Genomic DNA, 22,519 nt, shown 5'->3' on the forward strand with positions numbered 1-22,519 from the left:
CTTAACAGACTACATCAGTTTGACAAGATAGAAATAGTGCGAATAGAACATCCGGAAAAATCTTATGATTCTCTCATGGAAATGGTGGCACATGTGAAATTTTGTTGGATAAACTTGAACCCATCGCATTTTGCGTTTATGTGGCGGTGAGAAGGAGTTTTAATTCGGCATTGACATTTGATTTTGAGACCTATTCTTGCTGCGCAGGAAGGTGGCTTGAAGTCAGTTCAGTGTCTAATTTTGGGACCTTTCAGTCGAACAGAATGTAGCTGCGATACAGAGATGAGGATGGTAAAACTAAGTGGCACATACTTAAATGGCAGCGCACTGGCTCTGGCAAGAATTGTAGCAACCTTGCTGGAAAATCATCAGGACAGGAAGGTATTAAGATACCACACTTGCTTTGCAACCTTATACAGGATTTAAAATAATCAGCTAAATAATTATTAATCAAACAATTAAAACATTTAAAGTCAAATGATAGGAATAGGATATTGGATAGTTCTGGGCGTTTTTACGATCGTAGGAATGCTCGTGAGCAACCGTTTAAAGTCAAAATTTGCTCATTACAGTAAAATAGGTACCCGCAGTGGTATGACAGGAAAAGAAATTGCAGAAGCTATGCTCAGCCATTATCACATAAGAGATGTGCAGGTGGTCATGGGTCAGGGATTCCTTTCTGATCATTATAATCCGGTAAATAAGACAGTTGCATTGTCTCCTGACGTGTACAATGGTAGATCAATATCGGCAGCGGCAGTGGCAGCACACGAATGCGGACACGCAGTGCAGCACACAATACTGGCTTACAGCATGCTTACTTTAAGGTCAAAATTAGTCCCGGTGGTTCAGTTCAGTTCAGGCATTCAGCAATTTTTATTTATGGCCACCATATTTGGTATGGGCGCAGGATTTGGCGGAAATATTCTGATCATGATATTGCTTATTACATTTGGTCTTACTGCCCTTTTCAGTCTGGTGACATTGCCGGTTGAGTTTGAGCAGGCATTGGGAGCACTTGTTATGTTTTTGTATTTCCTATTGAGATTCATGGGAAGCAATAATGATTAAATTGTAAAAGATTTTACTTTTGCACCTTAATTTTTAAAGTAGTATTTATGATAGAAGAAATAGAAATACAAATCCTGCAAACGCTGGAACATTTTGATAAAGCGATTGAACACCTTGCATTTGAACTCAACAAAATCAGAGCAGGCAAGCATCCCGCCATGCTCAATGGACTGATGGTTGATTATTATGGTACACCGACACCATTAACTCAGGTATCTAATATAAGTACACCGGATGCACGAACCATAAGTATTCAACCTTGGGAGAAAAAGATGTTAGGTGCTATTGAAAAAGCTATTTTCGAAGCCAATATGGGTATCACTCCGATGAATGATGGTGAAGTAGTAAGACTAATGATTCCGCCAATGAGTGAAGAACGAAGGATTTTATGGTAAAACAAGCCAAACATGCAGGTGAAGAGTCAAGGGTTGCCATAAGGGCACACAGACATAAAATCATGGACTTCATAAAGAAGAAAATTAAGGATGGTTTTCCGGAAGATCTGGGCAAAAGAAAGGAAGATGAAATTCAAAAAACCATTGAATCATATGTTTTAAAAATTGACAAAATAAAGTCAAAGAAAAGATATTATGACTGTGTGAGAGTGTGTGACTGTTAACAACAAGCCTATTTGGTGATTTAAAATGCGAAATAAAATGGTGATCTGAAAGAGGTGAAGAATGGCATTGGAGTTGTGTCATGTTTTAAATCAGAAATACTAAATTCAATTAACTATAAATAATTAAAAAGTCCTGTATAATGAATTTCTGCAGGATTTTTTTTCCGAAAGTTTAATCAATTCGGCAGTCTTTTTATTTTTTGGTTATAGTGCTAAAATACTTTAAATTTGCAGTAAAAATGTATAAAGATCTAATCCTGATAATTAAAATTGAATCATGACAACTATCAAAAAAATTCTTCTTGGCGCATCAACTGCAATCATCCTGGTCTGTATATTGTCATTTTTTGTTTCGAAATCATATGAAGTCCATACACAAATGGAAATAAATGTTCCCGGCAATTTTATCTATAATGTACTGAATAATCTGAATCATCAGGCAGATTGGAATTATAAAGCGACAAAGGATACTTCATTTACAGTTGCGTGTGCTGGTTCTCCACAAGGAGCAGGTGTTTCCTGTGATTATTCCAGCAGACTCTATGGGAATGGTGTATTTCGGATACTACATAACAATATAAATGACAGCATTACCATTACTGATGAACAAAAATCAGGAAATGAGAAAACGTTTACATACAAACTTTTGGCAAAAGACTCTGTCACGACCCTGGTGAAAGTTACCGGTTCAGGTACCGCAGGTTTTATAACAAATCTTTGGAAATTTATCCATAAATGGAAACTTAAAAAACAAATACATCAAAATCTGGACAACATCAAAGTGTTGGTTATCAACAGGTACAAAAATAAAATATACAATGAATATCCGATCAAAAACATTCTCATGGATCAAAAATATTATATAGCTTACCGATCTGAAGTGGATTTTGAAAACGTACAACAGTATTATTCTAAAAATATCAGTGGACTTTATCAGAAAGCTTTGGAAAACAATCTTTCTATTACCGGCAATCCATCCGGCCTTTTTATAAGTGGGATGACATCAATAACAAAACTGATATGGCTGCAGCATTGCCTACCGGTGAATATATTAATGTAATGGACACAGAAACAATAACTATATCATCAAACCAAGCTTTGATCATAGAATATAAAGGTGATAACAACAAGTCGGCTGGAGCACATCAGGCCATGGATGAATATATGCTAGATCACTATCTTGAAAACCTGCCACCAGTGACGGAAGAATATCTGACAGATCCCGCAAAAGAATCTGACCCCTCCAAGTGGTCTACCAATATTATTTATTATGTCCAAACGAAAAAGTAATTTTTTACAGAGCTCTTTCCTTTTCAATGTCCAAAATTAATTTTAAAAAGCTGTCCTGGATTGAAAAAATGAACTACTTGGGACACCTTAAAAAACCATTTATATTTATATTGGATTTCGAATTAAATAAACCGATAATATATACAACTGATCGAATACCTGATAATATATATTATAAATTTAATGATATAAAAAATTATCAGCTTCATGGTGAAAAATCAAAAAAACTTCAGTTTGAAGTATTGCCTGTAGAATTTGAAAAATACTCCCATGCTTACCATCAGGTATTAAAAGAAATCCAATTTGGCAACTCGTTTTTGCTGAATCTGACATTTCCTACGGAGATCAAAACCAACTATACTCTGAAAGAACTTTTTGACATATCACACGCTAAATATAAGTTGTACTACGACGACCTATTTATTGTTTCTTCCCCTGAGATTTTTGTCCAGATCAAAGGAAACAAAATTTACACATTTCCGATGAAAGGCACCATAGATGCATCTGCACCGGATGCAGAAAATGTGATCCTACATGACACAAAAGAAACAGCCGAACATTTTACAATTGTTGACCTGCTTCGCAATGATCTGAGCATCATCTCAAAAAATGTAAGAGTCAATAAATTCAGGTACATTGAAACTCTAACTACTCATGAAAAAACACTATTGCAGGTAAGTTCGGAAATTGAAGGTACCCTTGATGATGAATATCACTCTCACCTTGGTGATATATTCAACGCTTTACTTCCGGCAGGCAGTATCTCCGGAGCACCAAAGAAAAAAACCATCCAGATCATCAAAAGAAATTGAAACGGTAAATCGGGGTTACTATACCGGTGTATTTGGTATCTTTGACGGTAACAATGTCGATTCTGCTGTTATGATTCGTTTTATTGAAAAATCAGGTTCAAAATTGTGGTACAGAAGTGGATGCGGCATCACAAATATGAGTGAATGTACTGCTGAATACAAAGAAATGATAGACAAAGTTTATGTCCCTGTTGGTAGAAAGCATTAAAATATTTAATGGAAGGATATATAATCTGCCTTGTCATGAAACCAGGGCAAATAACTCCAGACTTGAACTTTGGGGGTATAATAATCCAATAAAGTTTAAAGAAAATATAAGATTAACTGATGAATTCAGCAGAGGTCTTGTCAAATGCCGAATTTTGTTTGACAAAACAATCCACGAAATAAACTTTGAACATTATAATATAAAAAAATAAGGAATCTCAAGGTAATTGAGAGCTCCAATATTTATTATCCTCACAAGTATTTGTATAGAGAAGGTCTAAACAAATTGTTTGCAAAAAGAGATGGAAATGATGAAATCATCATTGTCAAAGATGATAAAGTTACGGACGCCTTCTATTTTAATATTGTATGCTGTAAAGATGAATCATTTTACACACCGGCAGAACCATTACTTTTCGGTACAAAACGGCAAAACTGATCGTTTCCGGCACCATAACTGCCAGAGATATTTACCTTTCGGAGTTGAAAAATTATGATAGTATTCACCTGATTAATGCGTTGACACCATTGGGAAAGATTGTTATTCCAATTGACCAAATATTTTATTAAATTGAAAAGTACTTTATATATATTGTGTTGTTTTTTATCAGATTAATTACTAACAGGTCACCATTAGTACTAAAAATAGTTTTATGGAAAACCGGACTCATACTTCAGTATATTTTAAAATACAGATCAAAAGTTATCCTTTCCAATCTCGAAAGTAGTGTAGGTTTTCAATATTCAAAAGAACAGATCAAAAATATTCATAAAAAATATTACAGCGTATTGATAAGATATATCAGGGAAGTATTTTATATCATCAGCTATGACAAAATAAGGCTAAAAAGTTTAATAAAAATAGATAATGCTGAAAAATGGTCAAACTACTTTCAGCCCAAAAAGCACCATTATTACAGCATCACATTACGGAAATTGGGAAATGAATATGGTATTATTGCCCTGTTTTGTAAGCCAGAGAGTAATAGCTTTTTACAAACCAATCTCTGACACCACAATAGATAATATTATGCTGAATATCCGGTCAGCTTTTGGTCTGGAGTTGTACCCCATTGAGCAAACCATGAGAGTCATGAACCATCTTAAAGATGAAAATATTCTTTATGTATTTATAGGCGACCAAACCCCTTTAAATATGAATGGTGTATATTGGAATACGTTTCTTCATCAGGCAACTCCCTGGCTTACAGGTGCCGAAAAGCTGGCAAAAAAATACAATTTACCTGTGCTATATCTTCAGCAGATTCCGGAAACTGAATGTAACATTTCTTATACTTTGCGATTTCATATTATTACTGAAAATCCGGATCATGAAGCCAGTGGCAGTATCACCGAAAAATATAGCAGAATACTGGAAAACGAGATAATTGCCAAACCTGAATATTGGCTCTGGTCACATAAGCGATGGAAAAGAGCCCATCATAAAACCATTGACTAAGTTTTATCAAAGATCAACAGATGTTTTAGGCCTTCGGTCTATGTTCCAAAGAAAACCTTTTACTTTTAAAGCATCATGATTGGCTGTCTTCATGGGAACTACTTTTGAGCGTGGTTCTTTGTAATTTCTTATGTCAGTAATTTTATTTTCATTTAAAAAAAAAGACATATTGGCTGCTTCGGTTGTATTGACACCGATATAAGCCTTGTCTTTGTCGGTCAGATAATAAACAATACGTGCATCACCATCCACATCCATACGGTATATCTTGCTTTCTCTGAAAAAAGCTTCCAAAAACCTGCCTCTAATCTGATTGAAAAATATCAAATCTTCTGTACTCAATATGGTAACTTCAGACTTTACCGTCAGTCTGTCCACTTTTTTGGTTTTCATAAAAATATCAATAGTATCACCAGCTATCTGCGAACTGTCTGACCAAACAAAGGGTGAGGAGAATAATGTAAACAAAGAATCACTTTTATTGTAAACCATAGAATCACAAACTGCCTGCATATCTGATTTAAAAATTCTGACATTATTATCTCCTATAAAATAGTCAATGGTATCCATTATTCCCGTATATATGGTGTCTGAAATTAACTTTGTCAATAAATTTCCTTCGTTTTCCTCCAAACTATCAGTTGATATTGAATCTTCATGTGTAAAAATTTCTTCTTCGGACGTTTCCAAATTTTCCGTCTTGATTTCTGAATTTTCAGTATTCTCAGGTACCGGATTCTTATCTTTTTTTGCTCTCCTGGCTGCATCTCTATCCGGAATTACTATCCTTTCTTTTATAACTCTATATGATCTTAAAGTATCGGCCTTTAAAAATAAAGTATCTCCGTCAATATCGGTTGTAAACAACGGCCGCCCGGTATCATTGATAGCTATCATAAAGTTTTCTTCCCCTTTGTACAGCACATGATCAGCAATAATGGCGGTCCTGGCAGAAGTATCACGCCAGATAACATTTCCGTCGGCTTTTCCGTAGCGGATGGTTTTATCGTAATCCAGTGTATCAGCTTCTATGATGGAAGGAGGATCACTCACCATTGACCTACCTTTTACATTAAATTTTTCAGTCTTTTTATCGTAAAAAATGGCATCCCCGGTGACTTCGTTTTCATTTCCTTTGTATCTTGCATTTATTGTGAGCCTGAAAATTTCATTTTTTTTATCATAATAAATCACTTTGGCATACGCTGTATCTTTTTCGGAGATATACTCACTGCGCATTGTATCACCTTTAAGGGTTACTATATCCAATTTGCCATCGTATGAAATGGTGTCTGCTTTTGCGATGGTTTTGCCTTCCAAATATTGGGCATTACCTATAAAATCGCCCACTTTATCATCCAGATCAAACCAACCACGTTGACTAAATAACTGACTGGTGTCTTTGGTTATTCTGACGGGTGCTAAAAATTCGGTTCTCTGGCTGATCGTAGTATAAGATAAAGAGTCCGATATCAGGTAAAAATCATCGCCGGTCACTTTTACATTTTCGTAAAAAAAAGCTGTTTTGTCATTTAAAAAATATTTTCCTTTGCGACTTACCAATGTAGATTCCCCATCTACTAAACGAGCATTTTTTGTATAGTACCCGATTTTATTCTTCACGTCATATTTCAAATATGAAGTATACAGTTTTTTAGTCGGACCGTTCTCCAGTATTATATTTCCGTACAAATAAGCCACTAATGAATCACCATTATAGGTAAGTGAATCTGAAAATATTTTTATAGTGTCATTTTGCATTAACACAACATTAAAATGCATCCTGAGATTTGAACCTCTCAGAATAGCTGAATCACAAAACATAAATGTGTTGGCATGGTACACCTTTACATCACCATTGAGATATTGAGTGGCAGGATTTAAAGTGGCGTCAATGACCTGATTATTTTCACTGTGTATGGAGATGCTTCTTTTTTCTTTTACATCGTCAGATTTGGGTATGGTTTGTGACATACCGATACAAGGCATTAATGTTGCAATTACCCAAACTGATAAAAATTTCTTAATATTTGAAGCTGATAAAATATCCAAATGATTAGTTGTTCTCTTAACGTTGATTTATCTCTGGTTGTTTTTCCTGATACGAATAAAAAATGCAAATATAAATATTTGGGAAGATGCGACAAGCTAAAAGAAACTTGTTGTGCAGTTATTATTCTTTAGACAGAGTATACTTTTGAAGTATTATTAAAGGTGATTACATTTTTTTATGATCTCACCTGCCAGCTTTTCACCAAGATAAGAACCAATGGCAACTCCCATGCCACCGAGTCTGACACCCACAAGTATATGATCATCCACCCATTTCAATATGGGATATTTTGATGCTCCGACACCGAGAATTCCACTCCACCAGTGTTCAATCTGATCAGTAGCTCCGGGGTAAATAGATTCAAGAACATTTTTCAGATAATCCTGAATCAAAGCAGTATTTCCAAACTGGTCCGTTGTTTCAGCCACGGGATCAATGTTGCGTCCACCACCCAATAATATCCTGCCTTCATACTGCCTGAAATAAATATATCCCTTATCCATGTGGTAACCTGAAGTAAGTTCTAAGTTTTTTAAAGGAGAAGTAATCAATACCTGATTTCGTGCTGGTGTCACAGGTAAATCAGGTAATAATCCGGCGGCAAATCCATTGGTACACACAATCAAATTTTTATAGTTTATTTTTAAATCATTTGATGAATACAGTATTCTGTTAGACTTATCAATTTCAACTATGTTTATTCCATTGATTATTTGTACACCTGAATTTAAAGCCTTGCTGATCAGCATATTCATCATGCTCATCGGATTGATAGTGCCTTCGTATTGGTTAAATATAGACGTACTTTCAAAATTTTTTAATAGTTGGTTTTCTTTTTTTTCATAACAAACTTTTAAGCCTATTTGAGTTTCGATCATTTTATTACATAGCGAAAGACCTTCCAAACACTGGTCCATCAGCAATCTGTCACTGGTTCTGAATAATTCCGTGCCACCTCCATGATGATATTCGAGACCCGCTTCTCCTACTCTGCTTTTTAGCATGTTCAGTCCTTCCCATCGCATCCTGACCACTTCCATGCAAGCGTTTTCACCCATGTTTTGTACATCCTCGAGAAGTTCAGATACTGAACCGAAACACGAAAATCCTGCATTTTTTGTACTTGCACCATAAGGCATCGATCCGCGTTCAATCATTTTGACTGTTAATTCTTTACTCTTCTCTTTGATCGAGATGGCCGTACTCAAACCTACAATACCGGAACCGATAATAGTGATATCTGTTGGTGATTCAATAAATTTTTTTTCCCAAAAACTATAATTCATTATCTTGCAGCCGGTTTAGATATGCTCTTTACGATATTGCAAATGTAAAATATTAATTTTCAAAGTACACTGGCTAACGGTTTATTTTACAATTATCAAATTTAAAAATAATGATACAAAGAATTCAATCGGTCTTTTTGTTATTTAGCGGAATGGCTTTTTTTAGCCTTTTCCTGGTTCCTTTTGCTACCAGCAGTGTGGTTATACCACAACTTTTTAATGATTTGGTGTACAATATTCATGATAACCCGATACTTCTGATATTGAGTATTGCCGGGGGACTGATAAGTATTATTGCCATTTTTTATTCAACAATCGTGTGTTACAGCTTAGGTTAAGTTATGTGGTGACTGTTTTGTCTATACTTTTGTCGCTGGTTGCATTACTTTTGATATATAATGAAGGAACCGGAAGCACAAATGCAGATAAAATTGAAGATCAGTATGGTATTTATTTGCCAGTGATCAGTCTTATTTTTTCAATATTGGCGGGAAGGTACATCAATAAAGATGAAAATACCGTCAGATCTATGGACAGACTGAGATAATATGGAACATGAAATTCCGGATCTGACATCAGAATGTGCTTTGCGACAGTCAGAAGCAGTGGCCCGGGTGGACAAAACGTCAATAAGACAGAAACAAAAGTAGAACTAAGGTTTAATATTAGTAAATCGAAATTACTGACTGAAAGTCAAAAATCTATTTTAATAAGAAAACTTTCAGATAAGCTTGTAGATGACAATTCCTCTATATTGATCACATCCCAGGAATCAAGAAGCCAGCTCCGCAATAAAAAATTGTGTATTCAAAAGCTTCACGAACTCATTTATTTTTTGCTGGAGCCTGAAATCCCCAGGATAGCCACCAAGCCCACCAAAGCATCAAAAGAAAAGAGAATCATAGAAAAAAAACTATCCGGTGAAATAAAAACCATGAGAGGAAATCTTAAAAACAAAGATTGGGATGAATAAAAATTAATTAGGATGCCAATTCATGACTACCAACTGCAATAGTCTTCAGGCAGTGATTCAATAATATACAATTCTTGTCAGGCCATAAGATTAACTAAGCTTTTGTTACCGAGTCAGGATAATTTCCATCAATCTGCAATTCTAATTTTTTCCTTCTGCAGATTGAGATTCTCCCATTTCATCCAACTCCTGATTAGCATTCAAAGGCACGATATGTCTGGAATTCATTTGATGAAAAGTCAATTTTCTCTTTAGTTCCTGAGATTCTTTGATAAAGTCTTCCCCTTCATCTTCGTCAAAACCGGTTGCAATGATGGCGTTTCCTATTTCTATGGCTTTATCATGTTTATCGAGGTATTGAAAAATTCGGGCAAGATTATAATAAGCAGCCCCACGCAGTCTCTTTTCATGCTTTTCATCTTTAATATATCTGGTCGTAAGTCCTTCAAAATAAGAAATGATCGGACCTAAGTCCCTTTCCACTTCCTTCTCTGATTTGTTATATCTCATTTTTGAAAAAATCGCTTTAAATGCTTTCGTAGCATTATCAAACATAGTAAATTCAGGATGTTTTTCTGAATCCAGTTTTTTAAACTTTACATTGTATTTATAAGGTTTGTAACCATACTGATTATTGAGATAAGTTGAAACCCATTTTGGAAAATCATTCAGATAACTGTTTTCGTGATCATAAATTTTATTCGAAGAGTTTGCATTATATTCTTTAAATGCCATAGAAGCAGAAGTGTACTCAGAAGTTTCGTATGTATAACTATTGTCGAGAGAGTATTTATATGCAAGAGCCTTGTCAGAGGTTAAATCACCAAGTTCGTCGCCAATATTTCCGGTATCAACATGTTTCAGAAAAGGATTTACTTCAACTTCTACTTTCCTTTTATCCTTTTTATTTTCTTCTCTATTCTTTTTGTCTGCTTTAGCCAGTTCATTTTTAGGGCCATAAATTTTGACATCACCGCTTCCTGTGTTGGTCACACTTACTTTATAATAGGTGGTACTACTCGTTATTTTACCACTTTTATCTTTTGAATCAACCGTTCGGCTAGATGATGATGCCTGACCCGATCTGAATCCCTTGATATAAACATTGACATCCAAACCTGCATTTTCAGTCACTTTGGTCCAACCATACAAATGGATTTGGTCTGCAATATCCTGTCCGGTAAAACCACGGTTACCATCTAAACTGACAGAGTATGTCTTGTTTCTTTCAGGAATATAATTTAATGGCAAGTCCACACAACTGATTTCTACCCAATAATTGTCAATATCAACTTTTTGACAAATGGTAGGGATTGAAAAGAGTAATACTGCTATAAAAAGAAATAAGTTTTTCATTTTTGTTTAGTATTGATTTTATGAATGCAATAATAATAGTTTTCCATGATTTAAAAAAAATCCGGGGTTAATTTCATACATCTGATCATCCTCATTACCCGGAAATATAATATAAACTATCCTGGCTACAAGCCAAAATATTTTATTGAACATTATAACATGCATACTTCAAACTTGGTATTGTCGTCTGAAAAAACAGTAAGCGGGCACACCCAAAGCAAGAATACCTACTCCAACCCATGATTCCGAATTCAAATCAATGAGTGTATTCAAAACAAAAGCAATTGTAACCACAAGATATATAATTGGTATGAAAGGATACCAATTGATTCTGAAGCCGGTGTGTTTATCTTTCTCCTTTCTGAAAATAAAAACTGTCGTCGTCGCCAGTGCCATAAATACAATATCCATGAATGTTACAAACGTAATGATTTTTATGAACGACCCCCAAATCAAAATCAGAACAGTAGCCCATGCGGCCTGAAAAAGCATGGCCTTGTATGGTGTTTTGTACTTTTCAGACACATGAGATAAAAAATCGAAAAATACTTTGTCTTTAGCCATAGCGTAATAGATTCGGGGTGCTGACATAGTATAAATACCGATAGTTCCAAAAATTGACACTGAAATAGCGATTGAAACAAACCTTCCCCCACCAGCGAATACGGTTGCCACCGCATCACCGGCTACCCGTTCGCTTTGAGACATGACATCTGCAGGCAATAAAACCATATATGCTCCTATGATCAGCACATAAACTACAGTTACTACTATTGTGCCTATCAGCATAGCACGAGGAACTGTTTTTTGCGGATCAATCGCTTCACCGGAAAGATAAGTAGCATGATGCCAGCCACCCATAGACCAAAATACCCCAATGAAGGCAAAGAGCATACCACTCACAAGATTAGGTGGAATATCAGATGTAAGATCAAGCCTAATCTCATGTGTAACATCAGGAAGAAACCAAAAACCAATAAAAATGATTATTGCCATCGCCAATAATTTTAAGCCAGTAAAAAGCGAGGCAAAACTCTGGCTGATGTTAACTCCAAAAATATTTATAATTGTCAATAACCAAATAGTTATCATAGCCACTAAAGATTTTTCGCCATCTGATACAGGGAGAAAAAATTTAAGATAATCAGCCAATGCCAGCCCTAAAGCGGCCAGAGCACCTGTATTGACTATCAACAGAATGATCCATCCGTACAAAAAGCCTGCAAGTTTTCCATATGCATTTCTGATATAAACATAAATACCACCCTCTTGCGGAAATCTCGACCCCAACTCTGAAAATGTCACAGCCCCAAGGAAAGCAACAATTCCTCCTATCATCCAGGCTAAAATGGCATAGCCTTGATGGGGAAGATAGTGCATTGTACCGGCAGGTGTCACAAAAATGCCTGATCCTATACATGCTCCAATAGCGATCATGGTCAAACCACGGGTTGTCAAGGCTTTCTTTAGATCTGTCATGAAAAACTCAGATTTAGTCTTAATATTTCATAAATTTATATAAACATTTCAAAATGTACTTTATTTTGTTTGTTTTTAAGTAATTTTATAACTATATTAAAATAGAATGTCCGAAAAAAATAAACCTAAAGACGGGTAATCCAAAATAAAATCAAAAACTTATGAGTTTTAAAATTAATGTGGTTAGAAACTAATATGAATGCCTGCTTATAAATTGAAACTTTTTCTGGCATTAATCATCATCCTGTATAACTCCTTACTATGCAAAGGACAATTACTTAAATCCTACGTCATCGGAGAGTCTGATGAGATTACGGTACCTTTTTTATATACCAATGGATTTATCATAGTAGATGTGGTATTTCAAAAGGTACTTCCACTAAAATTTATCGTTGATACAGGAGCTGAAAATACGATACTTTTAAAACGGGAACATGCCGAAATGCTCAATATATCCTATCATAAGAAAATTACATTGATGGGTTCTGATATGAGTGAAGAAGTCCATGCATATATATGTAACGGCACTTTTTTGCAATTGGTCAACACCATGACAGTGAGACATAATATCATTGTATTAGAAAAAGACCATCTCTTTCTGGAAGAATACATCGGGAGTAAAGTAGACGGTATCCTTGGTGCTGAATTTTTTAAAGGTATGGTTATCAGAATTGATTACAAATTAAGTCAATTGACCATATATAATCCAAAGAAGTTTAATACATCAAAACTCAAAAATTATCATTCTTATGATTTGGAAATTATCAACAAAAAGCCTTACCTTAATTGTATCACAGAAGTTAATTCAGGCACATCTGTCAAAACAAGACTGCTGATAGATAGTGGTGCTGCATTGACTGCCCTATTTCATCACAATACGGATACATTACTAAACCTATCAGGACAGATAGTAAAAGGTAGTCTTGGAAAAGGTCTGGGCGGAGATATCGAAGGTTTTTCAGGTAGAATACACAGATTAAATCTGGGTCCCCTGTTTTTCAATAATCTTTTGAGCAGCTTTCAGGCGCTGGATGATGCCCGGATCAGTACAGACAAAATAATAAGAAACGGATTAATCGGCAATCTTTTATTGGAACGTTTTGATGTCATAATAGATTTTGCCGGTGCTAAAATGTACCTTAAACCGGTAAAAAATTATAACAAAAAATTTGAATTTGACAAAAGTGGTTTGACATTATTTGCCTTCGGAGAAGAGTTGAACAGTTATTATGTCAGGTATGTAACGGAAAATTCCCCTGCCTCGGATGCAGACATAAGACCTGGTGACATCATTCTTAAAGTCGGGTGTTTTTCTTATAAATGGTTTACTTTAAGGCAGTTAAATAAAAAATTTGTTGGAAAAACAGGAAAAAAAATAAAACTTAAAGTTTTAAGAGGAGATGAAAAATTGCAAAAAGAAATTGTATTGAGGAATCTTTTTGAATAAGTGAATTCATTTTGATGTTAAACATTTATTTTTGCAAATCAGAAAAAATCTGATGATAAGTCTGACGCACTTTAGAAATTGTATTATTTCATTTCAGGCCACCATTATAAATATGCTATCAAATTCTAAACATTTTCTTTGGAAAATTTAAAAAATCGCCAACAACAAGCTAAAACACTGCGTTTGTTTCGAAAATTGCATCGATTCACTGGTATTAGTCTTTTTATCTTTTTAATTTTTGTCAGTATAACCGGAATTCTGTTGGGATGGAAAAAAAATTCTGGAGGGTTGATTCTGTCAGAGACTACAAATGGTACTTCTACTATTTTGGAAGAATGGCTACCCATGCATATTCTGGTTGATAATGCAATCATTTATATTAAAGACTCATTGGCTGCAAATCTTGATACTGTGATTGACAGAATAGATGTGAGGCCCGACAAAGGGGTAGTCAAAATTTCATTTAAAGATCATTACATAGGATTACAGATAGATGGGGCTACAGGTAAAGTGCTCAAAAAAGAAACCAGAATGGCAGATCTTATAGAACAAATCCATGATGGAAGTTGGGCAGACAGACAATTGGGGATCAATTCAGGAACTTTTAAACTTTTTTATACCTCAATATGCGGCTTGGGATTATTGACTTTTTGCATAACTGGATTTTGGTTATGGTATGGTCCAAAAAGGCTAAGAAATAAATAGTAATCCGATCGAATTAAAAGTTATTGAATATATTTGCAACCAAAACTGAGACTATATTAAAAATTTAGTAAAGAAAAGATAAATATGATCAGCTTTCGGATATTAGTAGCAGGGCTGGGTATGGTTGTTTTCGGAGCCAATATTATGGTAGATGGTTCAGCCTCTCTAGCAAAAAAATATAATATTCCAAATATAGTCATAGGACTGACCGTAGTAGCCTTTGGTACTTCATCTCCTGAGCTTGCTATTAGTTCGTACTCAGCATATACGGGAAACTCTGAAATTGCTCTCGGTAATATTGTGGGAAGTAATATTGCAAATATACTTCTTATATTAGGTATAACGGCTATCATTTATCCGCTGACGATTCTACGAAATACCGTACTAAAAGAAATTCCGCTCAGTTTGCTCGCTGCCATTATCCTTTATGTAATGGCAAATGATGTGTTACTTTCAGGCGAGTCAAAAGATATTGTATCACTTTCGGATGGAATAATTTTATTATCTTTTATGGCAATTTTTATGTATTATCTGGTACATCTGGCCCAGACCAGTGGAGAGGATGAAGATCTTAATATTAAAAATATGTCAAAAGCCAAATCATTGTTATACATCATCGGCGGTCTTGTATTTCTCGTGGGAGGTGGAAAACTTTTTGTGGACAGTGCGGTAGAACTTGCGTTAAGTTTTGGTATGAGTAAGGCTGTCATAGGCCTGACTATTGTGGCGATAGGAACTTCGCTACCGGAGCTCGCAACAAGTGTGGTGGCAGCATTGAAAAAAAACTCAGATATAGCGGTAGGAAATATTGTTGGCAGTAATATATTTAATGTTTTTTTTATTCTGGGTATAAGCTCATTGATAGCTCCACTGCCTAAAGGCAACATAACCGATATTGACTTTTATGTTTGTATATTTGCGAGTTTAGCCCTTCTGGCTTCCGGATATTTAATGGGAAGACATAAAGTAACTAAACCCGAAGGCATTATTTTTCTGCTTTGTTATATTTTTTACCTCGGTTATCAGGTGAATCAGGTTCAATAATCCCTGTATATAACGAACAACGAATTACGAATACGACATTTACACCCAAAGTAAATAAGCATATATTTCCATTAAAGTGGTATAAAATTCAACAGTCTGGCCCTTCAAATATGTTTATTTATGGCACTTGATTTAATTTTGGATTCGCATTTTCTATTCAGTCAGAAGTTCATCAATCGTAGTAAATTTGTATCCTTTTTCTATCAATTCTGCAATCAAAGCTGGTAATAAAAAGTAAAACTTATCTTTCCTGCGTGGGTCAGTACCTACATGTAACAATAAAATAAACCCATTCAATCCGTTTAGGCTTGTTTTCTCATATTGAATGACTGATTCATAAATTTCCTGACTTGTCCGGTAGGATTTCATTTCAGGATAGGTATAATCAGATATACTTTTTGTTCCTGATGTGAAATTAACGAGTTGTAGCCCAAATTCTTTTGTCCAGGCTGATATAGTATCATTATACCATTCATAAGGTGGTAAAAAATAATATGCATCTTGTTTTTTAATTCCAAAAGCATTAAGAGCATGATAGTTTTTAGTTAAATCTTCAAAAAACTCCTCTTTGGAAATGAGCAAACTATCCCTGTTTTTCCAGTCGCAATACAGTAAATGCTGATCGCTGTGACAACCCAGATAATGCCCCTTTTCGATAATTTTAGTAATGTGAACTTTGTTCTCCGGATTTTTGTAATATCTCCCGGTAAGAAAAAATGAAGCTTTTATATGGTAATTATCAAGTATTTTGGAAATAGTGTCGCCCCCATCACCATACTCATCACCTGTAAATACCATGGCAATTTTCTTGTGGGTATCATCTCCTCTTACTATAGCACCACTATCGGTTTTTACTTTTTTTTTTGAACTAAAGTTGAAGTTTCTGCTTCTTTTGCAGCCATTAAATAAATAAGGGAAGCTACACCATCCATAGTCGGTTCATTGGTACTATAGTCACCATAGTCATCATGGTAAACAGCCAGTTGGCTTTGAAAATCCTTATATTCGTCCGGTTGATAGAGCGTGATCCCAATCAGATTATTAAAAATCCCCGTATAAACCGGACCATCCACAAGACCGCCATCTATAGGAAACTTACCAATATGTGTAAATGCTGAATGCGGGTCGTCAGGTGTATCAGCGCTGGCAGGTAATCCAAATACAAAGCTGGTACCCCAGGGATTGCAACCGAACAACCAATCAAAATTGGATTGCTCAAGTTTGGAATAGCTCTTATCTCCGGTGAGTTCTTTGTACCACAGACATTGAATAGCAAAAGACGTGGTTAGGTTATTGCTGCACCAGATAAATGGAATTCCTCTGTTAAATGCATTCTCATTAGCTCTATTCTGCACATGTTCAATACCTTGTCTGTAAAAATCGATTATTTTTTTCCTTTTATTATCGTCAATTTGTTTTGCCAGTTCATAATGTCCCACATTTACAAACGGGTACCATTGATAGTGCCTTGCCGTATCACTTAACATCCATGGCGTAATGGGCTCCTTTAATGCCTGATCATAGGCATAATTCAAAAGATTTATTGACAGCTGTATTTGAATTTCCTCATCCTGAAAAGCATCTTTAATTGATGTGGCTGCCAGTTGCATATCATCAGACCAGTTCTCTTCTTCATAATAATATGGAGCGCGACAAGGGGCAGTTTGGCATACGCCGGGGTATTTTATTCCCAGTTTAAAAGCAGAAAAGGATTTGGTTTTTAATTTTGTAGCATATTCAGGATCATTTTATTGAAATAATTTATTTCCCAATGCAAAAGCGGAGGAAAACTTACCAGCTGTGGATGCGAGACCATTGGAATTATTTTTATATTTCAGCAATCCCTGTTGTTTTCCCGAGCAAAAATAAACGGGCCTCTCAAATCCTCTTCCATATTGATTATCATTTTTTGGCAATCGCATACTGATGTGATCCCGGTCGTCTGCAATCTGGTTGAACATCCAATCATCCTGTGGATGCATTTTCAAAAGCCAGTCCAAACCCCATCTTGCTTCGTCGAGCACATCAGGCCACCCATTATTGCCGGTATGTCCGTCAGACAAAAAATGATCAGAAAAAACCTTAGGATAATCTCTCCATGCAGCCATGAGATGATAGGTTGCATTTGCAGATGTAGTCACATATTGCAAATAGTCACTGGCGTCATGCCAGCCACCAACTACATCGATATGACTACTATCAGGCATAGGGCCATACATAGTATATCCATCATGTACGTGACACGAATCCTGCAGAAAAGGGTTATACCCACATCTTTGCTGTCTCATGTACCTGAGACAAAAATCGGCAGAACCGGCGTAGACATATTCATCAATAGTAAATACAGGAGACCTAGTGCTACCAGCTTTTAAGTAATATTTGCCTTTTTGTGTAAAATCAGAAAAATCCAGCCGATAGGTTTCCTTAAAAGGGCCGTATTCACCAAATGATACACTGCAATCAGACTCAAAAACCATTTTATTGGTGGCTGCATCTACTACCACAAAGGAAGTGATCGGGGTTTTAATTTTACCAGCCCAGACTGCTACCTTTACACTTCCGGGTTTGTAGCCCAACAGATTTATTCTAATCCAGGATTCTTCGGTCTGAATTGTTGTAAATGAAAAAGTGATCATCAGGCCGATGAACCATATATTCTTTAATTTGCCTGATCCCATATATATTTAACGATTACAAAGTTTACAATATTTGCCATCATTTGTCAGGCGCTGTATCTATTAGGGAATTTTAAAAAATTCTTATGCTACATTCATGGCGGAAGTGATTTTTAACAATTCTTCTTTTAGTTTTGCATAATTAGCCTCTGAAAGTGGAGACAAGGGAAGTCTTACTTCATTGGTACAATAGCCGAGGATCTCCATTGCCGATTTAATCCCCACCGGATTTCCTTCAATGTAAAGCCATTTGTGCAGGTCATATGTTTTAAAATTGAGTTCCCTTGCGGCAAAATAATCCTGGTCCAGAGCAAAATTTATCATTTGACTAAATGCTTTGGGAAGTGCATTGGCCATAACTGAAATGACACCATCACCGCCTACTGCAGTCATTGGAAGGGCCACTTCATCATCTCCTGATGTGACAATAAAATGATCCGGTTTATTTTTAATAATCCTGGTTGTTTGGATCAGATCACCGGAAGCTTCCTTGATACCTATAATATTTTTGCTATATTCTGCCAGTCTGACAGTGGTTTCCCATTCTATATTGGATCTGGTTCTTCCGGGTACATTGTATAATAACACCGGCACCTGACTAGCATCAGCTACAGCTGCGTAATGCCTGAAAATGCCTTCCTGAGATGGTTTTACATAAGCGGGACTGGAAGAAAGAATCGCATCAATTCCTGAAAAGTTATATCCGTTAATCTTTTTTACCAGTTCTTTTGTATCATTCCAGCCGAAATTACCAGCTACCAAAGGTACCCTGTTGTTTATACGCTCAATACAAAAATCCAGTACTAATCTGGCTTCGTCTTCATTTAAGGTTGCCGTCTCTCCGGTTGACCCCAATGCTACAATATAATTTACTCCTCCATTGATCACATAATCTATAAGTCCTGCAAGCGAATTAAAATCAACCTCATTATTCCTGAATGGTGTGATGATAGCTACTCCTGTACCTATAAATCTTTGATCTTTCATTATAAACTGATTATTTTAATTATTTAATTGCAATTTGTTCGGTAGTTCTTAAAAGGCATTTTATTATTTCATCCAGATCATTTTTTTCTTCTGCATCTACAATAAGGTTAAAATATTTTTCGGCTTTGTGTATTGCTGATCCAATGATAAATCTGGATTGTGAGTGTGCAATGATATATTCATAATGAGGCAACATCTTTTTACACAAAACGATCAATACATCAAAATTCAAATGGATAAATTCTTCTACTTTTTCACCAAAAGGCACGCCACACCATTTTATATTTTTACGATTATAGGCTGAATAATCAACATTATCCAATGGTAAGTTATTGTCTATAAAAGCCAACGATTTTATACTTTTATGTCCGGTTGTGTTCAGATTTTTTTTAAATTTGTGGACTTTTTTACGATCATCTTCGTTAGTACCATCAAAAAGAATACAGATCGATGAGTTATAATTAATGCTATTGGGCTGGTGCTTTTGATTAGCGACAACCTGAAACTCTTTATAAAACAACCATTTTTTTAAATAACCAATCATTTTAGGGTTTTCATAAGACGCTAATTACTATCAGCGATAGCAAAGCGTCCCATATTACTGTATTTTTGTATTCTAAGTGTTATTCGTTCTTCAGCATCCATATTAATCAAAGCCGCCAATTCCGTTTTTATATGTGCTTTGAGCGTTTTGGCCATTTTTTCCGGATCAGTATGAGCTCCACCCAGTGGTTCCTTGATAATATCGTCAATCAACTCAAATTCTAGCATATGTTCAGGTGTAAGTTTGAGCGCTTCGGCTGCTGTTTCTTTGAAATCCCAGCTTCTCCAAAGGATGGATGAGCAAGATTCAGGCGATATCACGGTATACCAGGTATTCTCCAACATAAAAACTTTATCACCCAAGCCAATGCCCAATGCTCCGCCAGAAGCTCCTTCACCTATGATGTAGCAAAGAACAGGGACTTTAAGTTGAGCCATTTCAAAAAGATTTCTGGCGATGGCTTCAGCCTGCCCGCGTTCTTCTGCTTCCAGACCGGGAAATGCACCAGGAGTATCAATAAGTGAAATGACTGGTAAATTGAATCTTTCTGCCAGTTTCATCAATCTCAATGCTTTCCGGTATCCGTCAGGATTTGCCATACCAAAATTGCGGTATTGTCTCATTTTGGTATTGATTCCTTTCTGATGGCCCAATATTACTACACTTTGATTGTCAATCTTTGCAATCCCGCCAACGATAGCTTTATCGTCTTTGTAGTATCTGTCGCCATGCAATTCAGTAAATTTTTTACAAATCTGGTCGATGTAAAATAATGTGTATGGTCGTTCAGGATGTCTTGATAATTGAACACGTTGCCAACCAGTCAGATTGGAATAAATATCTTTTTTGGTATTTTGTATTTTTTTTTCAAGTTCTTTGATGTTTTCTGTTACATCAACGACTCCTTCTTCGCCTCCCGTCCAGTCCGCAAAGTAAGATGCCAAACAAGATTAAAATCGCTCAGATTTCTTGTTTGGCTTCTGTTTTTCAAGGAGTTATGAAATTTCAATAACTCAATCCACTGAAAAATAACTCAAATCATTTGTCCCCACAGCGACCCCATATCACTAACATATGTTCCCATAGTGTACCCAGACAATTTTTGCAATTTCTTGGGGACAGATGTTAGAACTAATTATAAATGAACAATTTTTTGTAAAATTTTGGCAATCTTGAGGCAACATGGATTATTTATTAACCGTTTAAACCATGTTATGCGCCATGAAAAAGTTAGATTTTTTAAAAATATCGTTTGTCCTACGTAAGGATAGAATTGAAAATGGTATAGGCCCAATATACCTACTTTTGTTCTTAGATGGAAAAAGAACTAAGATTTCCATCAACCAGACCTGCTCTTCTGATCAATGGGATGAAAAGAATGGAAGATACCAGGGAAATTCCGCAAAGGCCACTTCTTTTAATGAAATGCTTGAAAAGATTCGGCTTGACACAATTCGTGTTTATAATGAAATGAAACATTTCGAAACTGACATCACTGTAGACATGCTTCGTGAAAAACTCACAACCACTTCTATTGACCGTAAGAAAAAACTCATGGAAGTTTGTGACATTTACAATTCCAACACAAAGAAGCTTGTTGGAATTGAAATGAATAAAGATACCTGGGCCAGATATTCAGCATATCGAAATCGAATCGGAGATTTTATAAGTAAACAGTTCAAGGTCGATGATGTCTACTTCGTGCATTTAAAATACTCCTTTATTGTTGAATATGAATTCTATCTCAAAACAGAAGTGAAATTGCATCAGAACACCATGGTGAAATACCTTCAGTATTTATCAAGGGTTGCCGAGTTTGCAGTCAATAATGAATGGACAGAACGCAATTTATTTCAGAACTACAAATGCCCAATTAAAGAAACCAAACGCGAGTATCTGACCGCTTCAGAATTAGATCGCATTATGACTAAAGAAATTTCCATAGAGAGATTAGCTGAAGTAAGGGACATTTTTGTATTCTGTTGCCACACCGGATATGCTTATAAAGACGCGGCAAAGTTGACTAATGATCACATAGATACCGGGATCAATGGCCGAAAATGGATATACACTTCCAGACAAAAAAATGATAATGTTGCAAACGTACCACTTCTGGACACAGCCCTGGAAATTATTGATAAGTATAAGGAACACCCTAAGTGTGTGAACGAAAAGAAACTGCTTCCCATGAAGAGCAATCAAAAACTAAATGCCTATCTGAAAGAGCTTGCAGATATATGTGACATCAAAAAACCATTAACTATGCACATTGCCAGACACACTTTTGCCACGACCGTTTTATTGGCCAATGGTGTCAGTATGGAAGCTACCAGCAAAATGTTAGGTCACAGTAGTATCAAAACTACTCAGATTTATGGTAAAATAGTTGAGTCCAGGGTTGCATCTGAAATGGAAATGCTGAATCAGAAAATGGACAAAAAAGCTCCAGGTGATCAAAAGCAAGCTGAATAACCAGGGTATATATTCGGGAGTCTATAATCTATTTGTAGGC

General features: G+C 35.7%; 22 protein-coding genes and 3 pseudogenes. 16 read left to right on the plus strand and 9 right to left on the minus strand.

What is annotated here, in order from left to right; all coding sequences use genetic code 11:
- Nucleotides 1–183 precede the first annotated feature (183 nt).
- The 9 genes and pseudogenes from IPK35_06525 to IPK35_06565 all read left to right on the plus strand — a co-directional run bounded on the left by IPK35_06525 (nucleotide 184) and on the right by IPK35_06565 (nucleotide 5,458).
- Entirely contained in the window at nucleotides 184–426 is a 243-nt protein-coding gene (locus IPK35_06525) for a hypothetical protein (GenBank protein MBK8052924.1), read from the plus strand.
- 51 nt (nucleotides 427–477) lie between these two features.
- The gene (locus tag IPK35_06530; GenBank protein MBK8052925.1) at nucleotides 478–1,071 is read left to right on the plus strand and encodes a zinc metallopeptidase; all 594 of its coding nucleotides are present in this window, start codon (nucleotides 478–480) and stop codon (nucleotides 1,069–1,071) included.
- Between the two features lie 47 nt (nucleotides 1,072–1,118).
- Nucleotides 1,119–1,690: pseudogene (gene frr, locus IPK35_06535) on the plus strand (ribosome recycling factor).
- A 277-nt stretch (nucleotides 1,691–1,967) separates the two neighbouring features.
- Entirely contained in the window at nucleotides 1,968–2,750 is a 783-nt protein-coding gene (locus tag IPK35_06540) for a hypothetical protein (protein ID MBK8052926.1), read from the plus strand.
- Nucleotides 2,750–2,980: a hypothetical protein gene (locus tag IPK35_06545; GenBank protein MBK8052927.1), complete on the plus strand. Its 231-nt coding sequence runs from the start codon at nucleotides 2,750–2,752 to the stop codon at nucleotides 2,978–2,980. Before IPK35_06540 ends, IPK35_06545 begins: the two co-directional genes overlap by 1 nt.
- A gap of 26 nt (nucleotides 2,981–3,006) precedes the next feature.
- Nucleotides 3,007–4,000 (plus strand): annotated as a pseudogene (locus IPK35_06550) (aminodeoxychorismate synthase component I).
- Between the two features lie 285 nt (nucleotides 4,001–4,285).
- Entirely contained in the window at nucleotides 4,286–4,438 is a 153-nt protein-coding gene (locus IPK35_06555; GenBank protein MBK8052928.1) for a hypothetical protein, read from the plus strand.
- 158 nt (nucleotides 4,439–4,596) lie between these two features.
- A complete protein-coding gene (locus tag IPK35_06560) occupies nucleotides 4,597–5,010 on the plus strand; it encodes a hypothetical protein (protein ID MBK8052929.1) in 414 nt (137 codons plus the stop codon).
- Nucleotides 4,943–5,458 carry a lysophospholipid acyltransferase family protein gene (locus tag IPK35_06565; GenBank protein ID MBK8052930.1) on the plus strand — a complete coding sequence of 172 codons (516 nt, stop codon included), beginning with the start codon at nucleotides 4,943–4,945 and terminating at the stop codon, nucleotides 5,456–5,458. Before IPK35_06560 ends, IPK35_06565 begins: the two co-directional genes overlap by 68 nt.
- Before the next feature lie 6 nt (nucleotides 5,459–5,464).
- Here the strand turns inward: IPK35_06565 and IPK35_06570 are convergent, their stop codons facing one another.
- Both IPK35_06570 and IPK35_06575 read right to left on the minus strand, forming a co-directional pair.
- Nucleotides 5,465–7,432, minus strand: a complete 1,968-nt coding sequence (locus tag IPK35_06570) for a hypothetical protein (protein ID MBK8052931.1) — start codon at nucleotides 7,430–7,432, stop codon at nucleotides 5,465–5,467.
- A gap of 234 nt (nucleotides 7,433–7,666) precedes the next feature.
- Complete coding sequence (locus IPK35_06575; protein ID MBK8052932.1) at nucleotides 7,667–8,797, minus strand: FAD-binding oxidoreductase; 1,131 nt, start codon at nucleotides 8,795–8,797, stop codon at nucleotides 7,667–7,669.
- Nucleotides 8,798–8,907: 110 nt separating this feature from the next.
- On the opposite strand from IPK35_06575, the gene IPK35_06580 reads away from it, so the two are divergent.
- The 3 genes from IPK35_06580 to arfB are packed head-to-tail and all read left to right on the plus strand — an operon-like array spanning nucleotide 8,908 to nucleotide 9,770.
- On the plus strand, nucleotides 8,908–9,135 hold the full coding sequence (locus IPK35_06580) for a hypothetical protein (protein ID MBK8052933.1): 228 nt from the start codon (nucleotides 8,908–8,910) through the stop codon (nucleotides 9,133–9,135).
- Nucleotides 9,117–9,344, plus strand: a complete 228-nt coding sequence (locus IPK35_06585) for a DUF4293 family protein (GenBank protein MBK8052934.1) — start codon at nucleotides 9,117–9,119, stop codon at nucleotides 9,342–9,344. Before IPK35_06580 ends, IPK35_06585 begins: the two co-directional genes overlap by 19 nt.
- A gap of 33 nt (nucleotides 9,345–9,377) precedes the next feature.
- Complete coding sequence (arfB, locus tag IPK35_06590) at nucleotides 9,378–9,770, plus strand: aminoacyl-tRNA hydrolase (GenBank protein MBK8052935.1); 393 nt, start codon at nucleotides 9,378–9,380, stop codon at nucleotides 9,768–9,770.
- Between the two features lie 141 nt (nucleotides 9,771–9,911).
- Here arfB and IPK35_06595 read toward each other — a convergent pair whose 3' ends face one another.
- A complete protein-coding gene (locus tag IPK35_06595) occupies nucleotides 9,912–11,126 on the minus strand; it encodes a hypothetical protein (protein MBK8052936.1) in 1,215 nt (404 codons plus the stop codon).
- 168 nt (nucleotides 11,127–11,294) lie between these two features.
- Nucleotides 11,295–12,605 (minus strand): amino acid permease, encoded by a 1,311-nt coding sequence (locus IPK35_06600; GenBank protein MBK8052937.1) that lies wholly within the window; start codon nucleotides 12,603–12,605, stop codon nucleotides 11,295–11,297.
- 199 nt (nucleotides 12,606–12,804) lie between these two features.
- Between IPK35_06600 and IPK35_06605 the strand changes: the two genes are divergently transcribed.
- The 3 genes from IPK35_06605 to IPK35_06615 all read left to right on the plus strand — a co-directional run bounded on the left by IPK35_06605 (nucleotide 12,805) and on the right by IPK35_06615 (nucleotide 15,801).
- Nucleotides 12,805–14,052 carry an aspartyl protease family protein gene (locus IPK35_06605; protein ID MBK8052938.1) on the plus strand — a complete coding sequence of 416 codons (1,248 nt, stop codon included), beginning with the start codon at nucleotides 12,805–12,807 and terminating at the stop codon, nucleotides 14,050–14,052.
- A gap of 138 nt (nucleotides 14,053–14,190) precedes the next feature.
- Nucleotides 14,191–14,757, plus strand: coding sequence for a PepSY domain-containing protein (locus tag IPK35_06610; GenBank protein ID MBK8052939.1), 567 nt, complete (start codon nucleotides 14,191–14,193; stop codon nucleotides 14,755–14,757).
- Nucleotides 14,758–14,841: 84 nt separating this feature from the next.
- On the plus strand, nucleotides 14,842–15,801 hold the full coding sequence (locus tag IPK35_06615) for a calcium/sodium antiporter (GenBank protein MBK8052940.1): 960 nt from the start codon (nucleotides 14,842–14,844) through the stop codon (nucleotides 15,799–15,801).
- Nucleotides 15,802–15,954: 153 nt separating this feature from the next.
- Here the strand turns inward: IPK35_06615 and IPK35_06620 are convergent, their stop codons facing one another.
- The 5 genes and pseudogenes from IPK35_06620 to IPK35_06640 all read right to left on the minus strand — a co-directional run bounded on the left by IPK35_06620 (nucleotide 15,955) and on the right by IPK35_06640 (nucleotide 20,951).
- The gene (locus IPK35_06620) at nucleotides 15,955–16,599 is read right to left on the minus strand and encodes a polysaccharide deacetylase family protein (protein MBK8052941.1); all 645 of its coding nucleotides are present in this window, start codon (nucleotides 16,597–16,599) and stop codon (nucleotides 15,955–15,957) included.
- A gap of 53 nt (nucleotides 16,600–16,652) precedes the next feature.
- Nucleotides 16,653–18,479, minus strand: a pseudogene (locus tag IPK35_06625) (glycoside hydrolase family 9 protein).
- Nucleotides 18,480–18,560: 81 nt separating this feature from the next.
- Nucleotides 18,561–19,463, minus strand: coding sequence for a 4-hydroxy-tetrahydrodipicolinate synthase (locus IPK35_06630; protein ID MBK8052942.1), 903 nt, complete (start codon nucleotides 19,461–19,463; stop codon nucleotides 18,561–18,563).
- Nucleotides 19,464–19,482: 19 nt separating this feature from the next.
- The gene (locus tag IPK35_06635) at nucleotides 19,483–20,007 is read right to left on the minus strand and encodes a hypothetical protein (protein ID MBK8052943.1); all 525 of its coding nucleotides are present in this window, start codon (nucleotides 20,005–20,007) and stop codon (nucleotides 19,483–19,485) included.
- A gap of 20 nt (nucleotides 20,008–20,027) precedes the next feature.
- On the minus strand, nucleotides 20,028–20,951 hold the full coding sequence (locus tag IPK35_06640) for an acetyl-CoA carboxylase carboxyltransferase subunit alpha (GenBank protein ID MBK8052944.1): 924 nt from the start codon (nucleotides 20,949–20,951) through the stop codon (nucleotides 20,028–20,030).
- 277 nt (nucleotides 20,952–21,228) lie between these two features.
- Between IPK35_06640 and IPK35_06645 the strand changes: the two genes are divergently transcribed.
- On the plus strand, nucleotides 21,229–22,479 hold the full coding sequence (locus IPK35_06645) for a site-specific integrase (protein MBK8052945.1): 1,251 nt from the start codon (nucleotides 21,229–21,231) through the stop codon (nucleotides 22,477–22,479).
- The last annotated feature ends 40 nt before the right edge of the window (nucleotides 22,480–22,519 follow it).

It is taken from the genome of Saprospiraceae bacterium (assembly GCA_016713025.1).
GTDB lineage: Bacteria > Bacteroidota > Bacteroidia > Chitinophagales > Saprospiraceae > OLB9.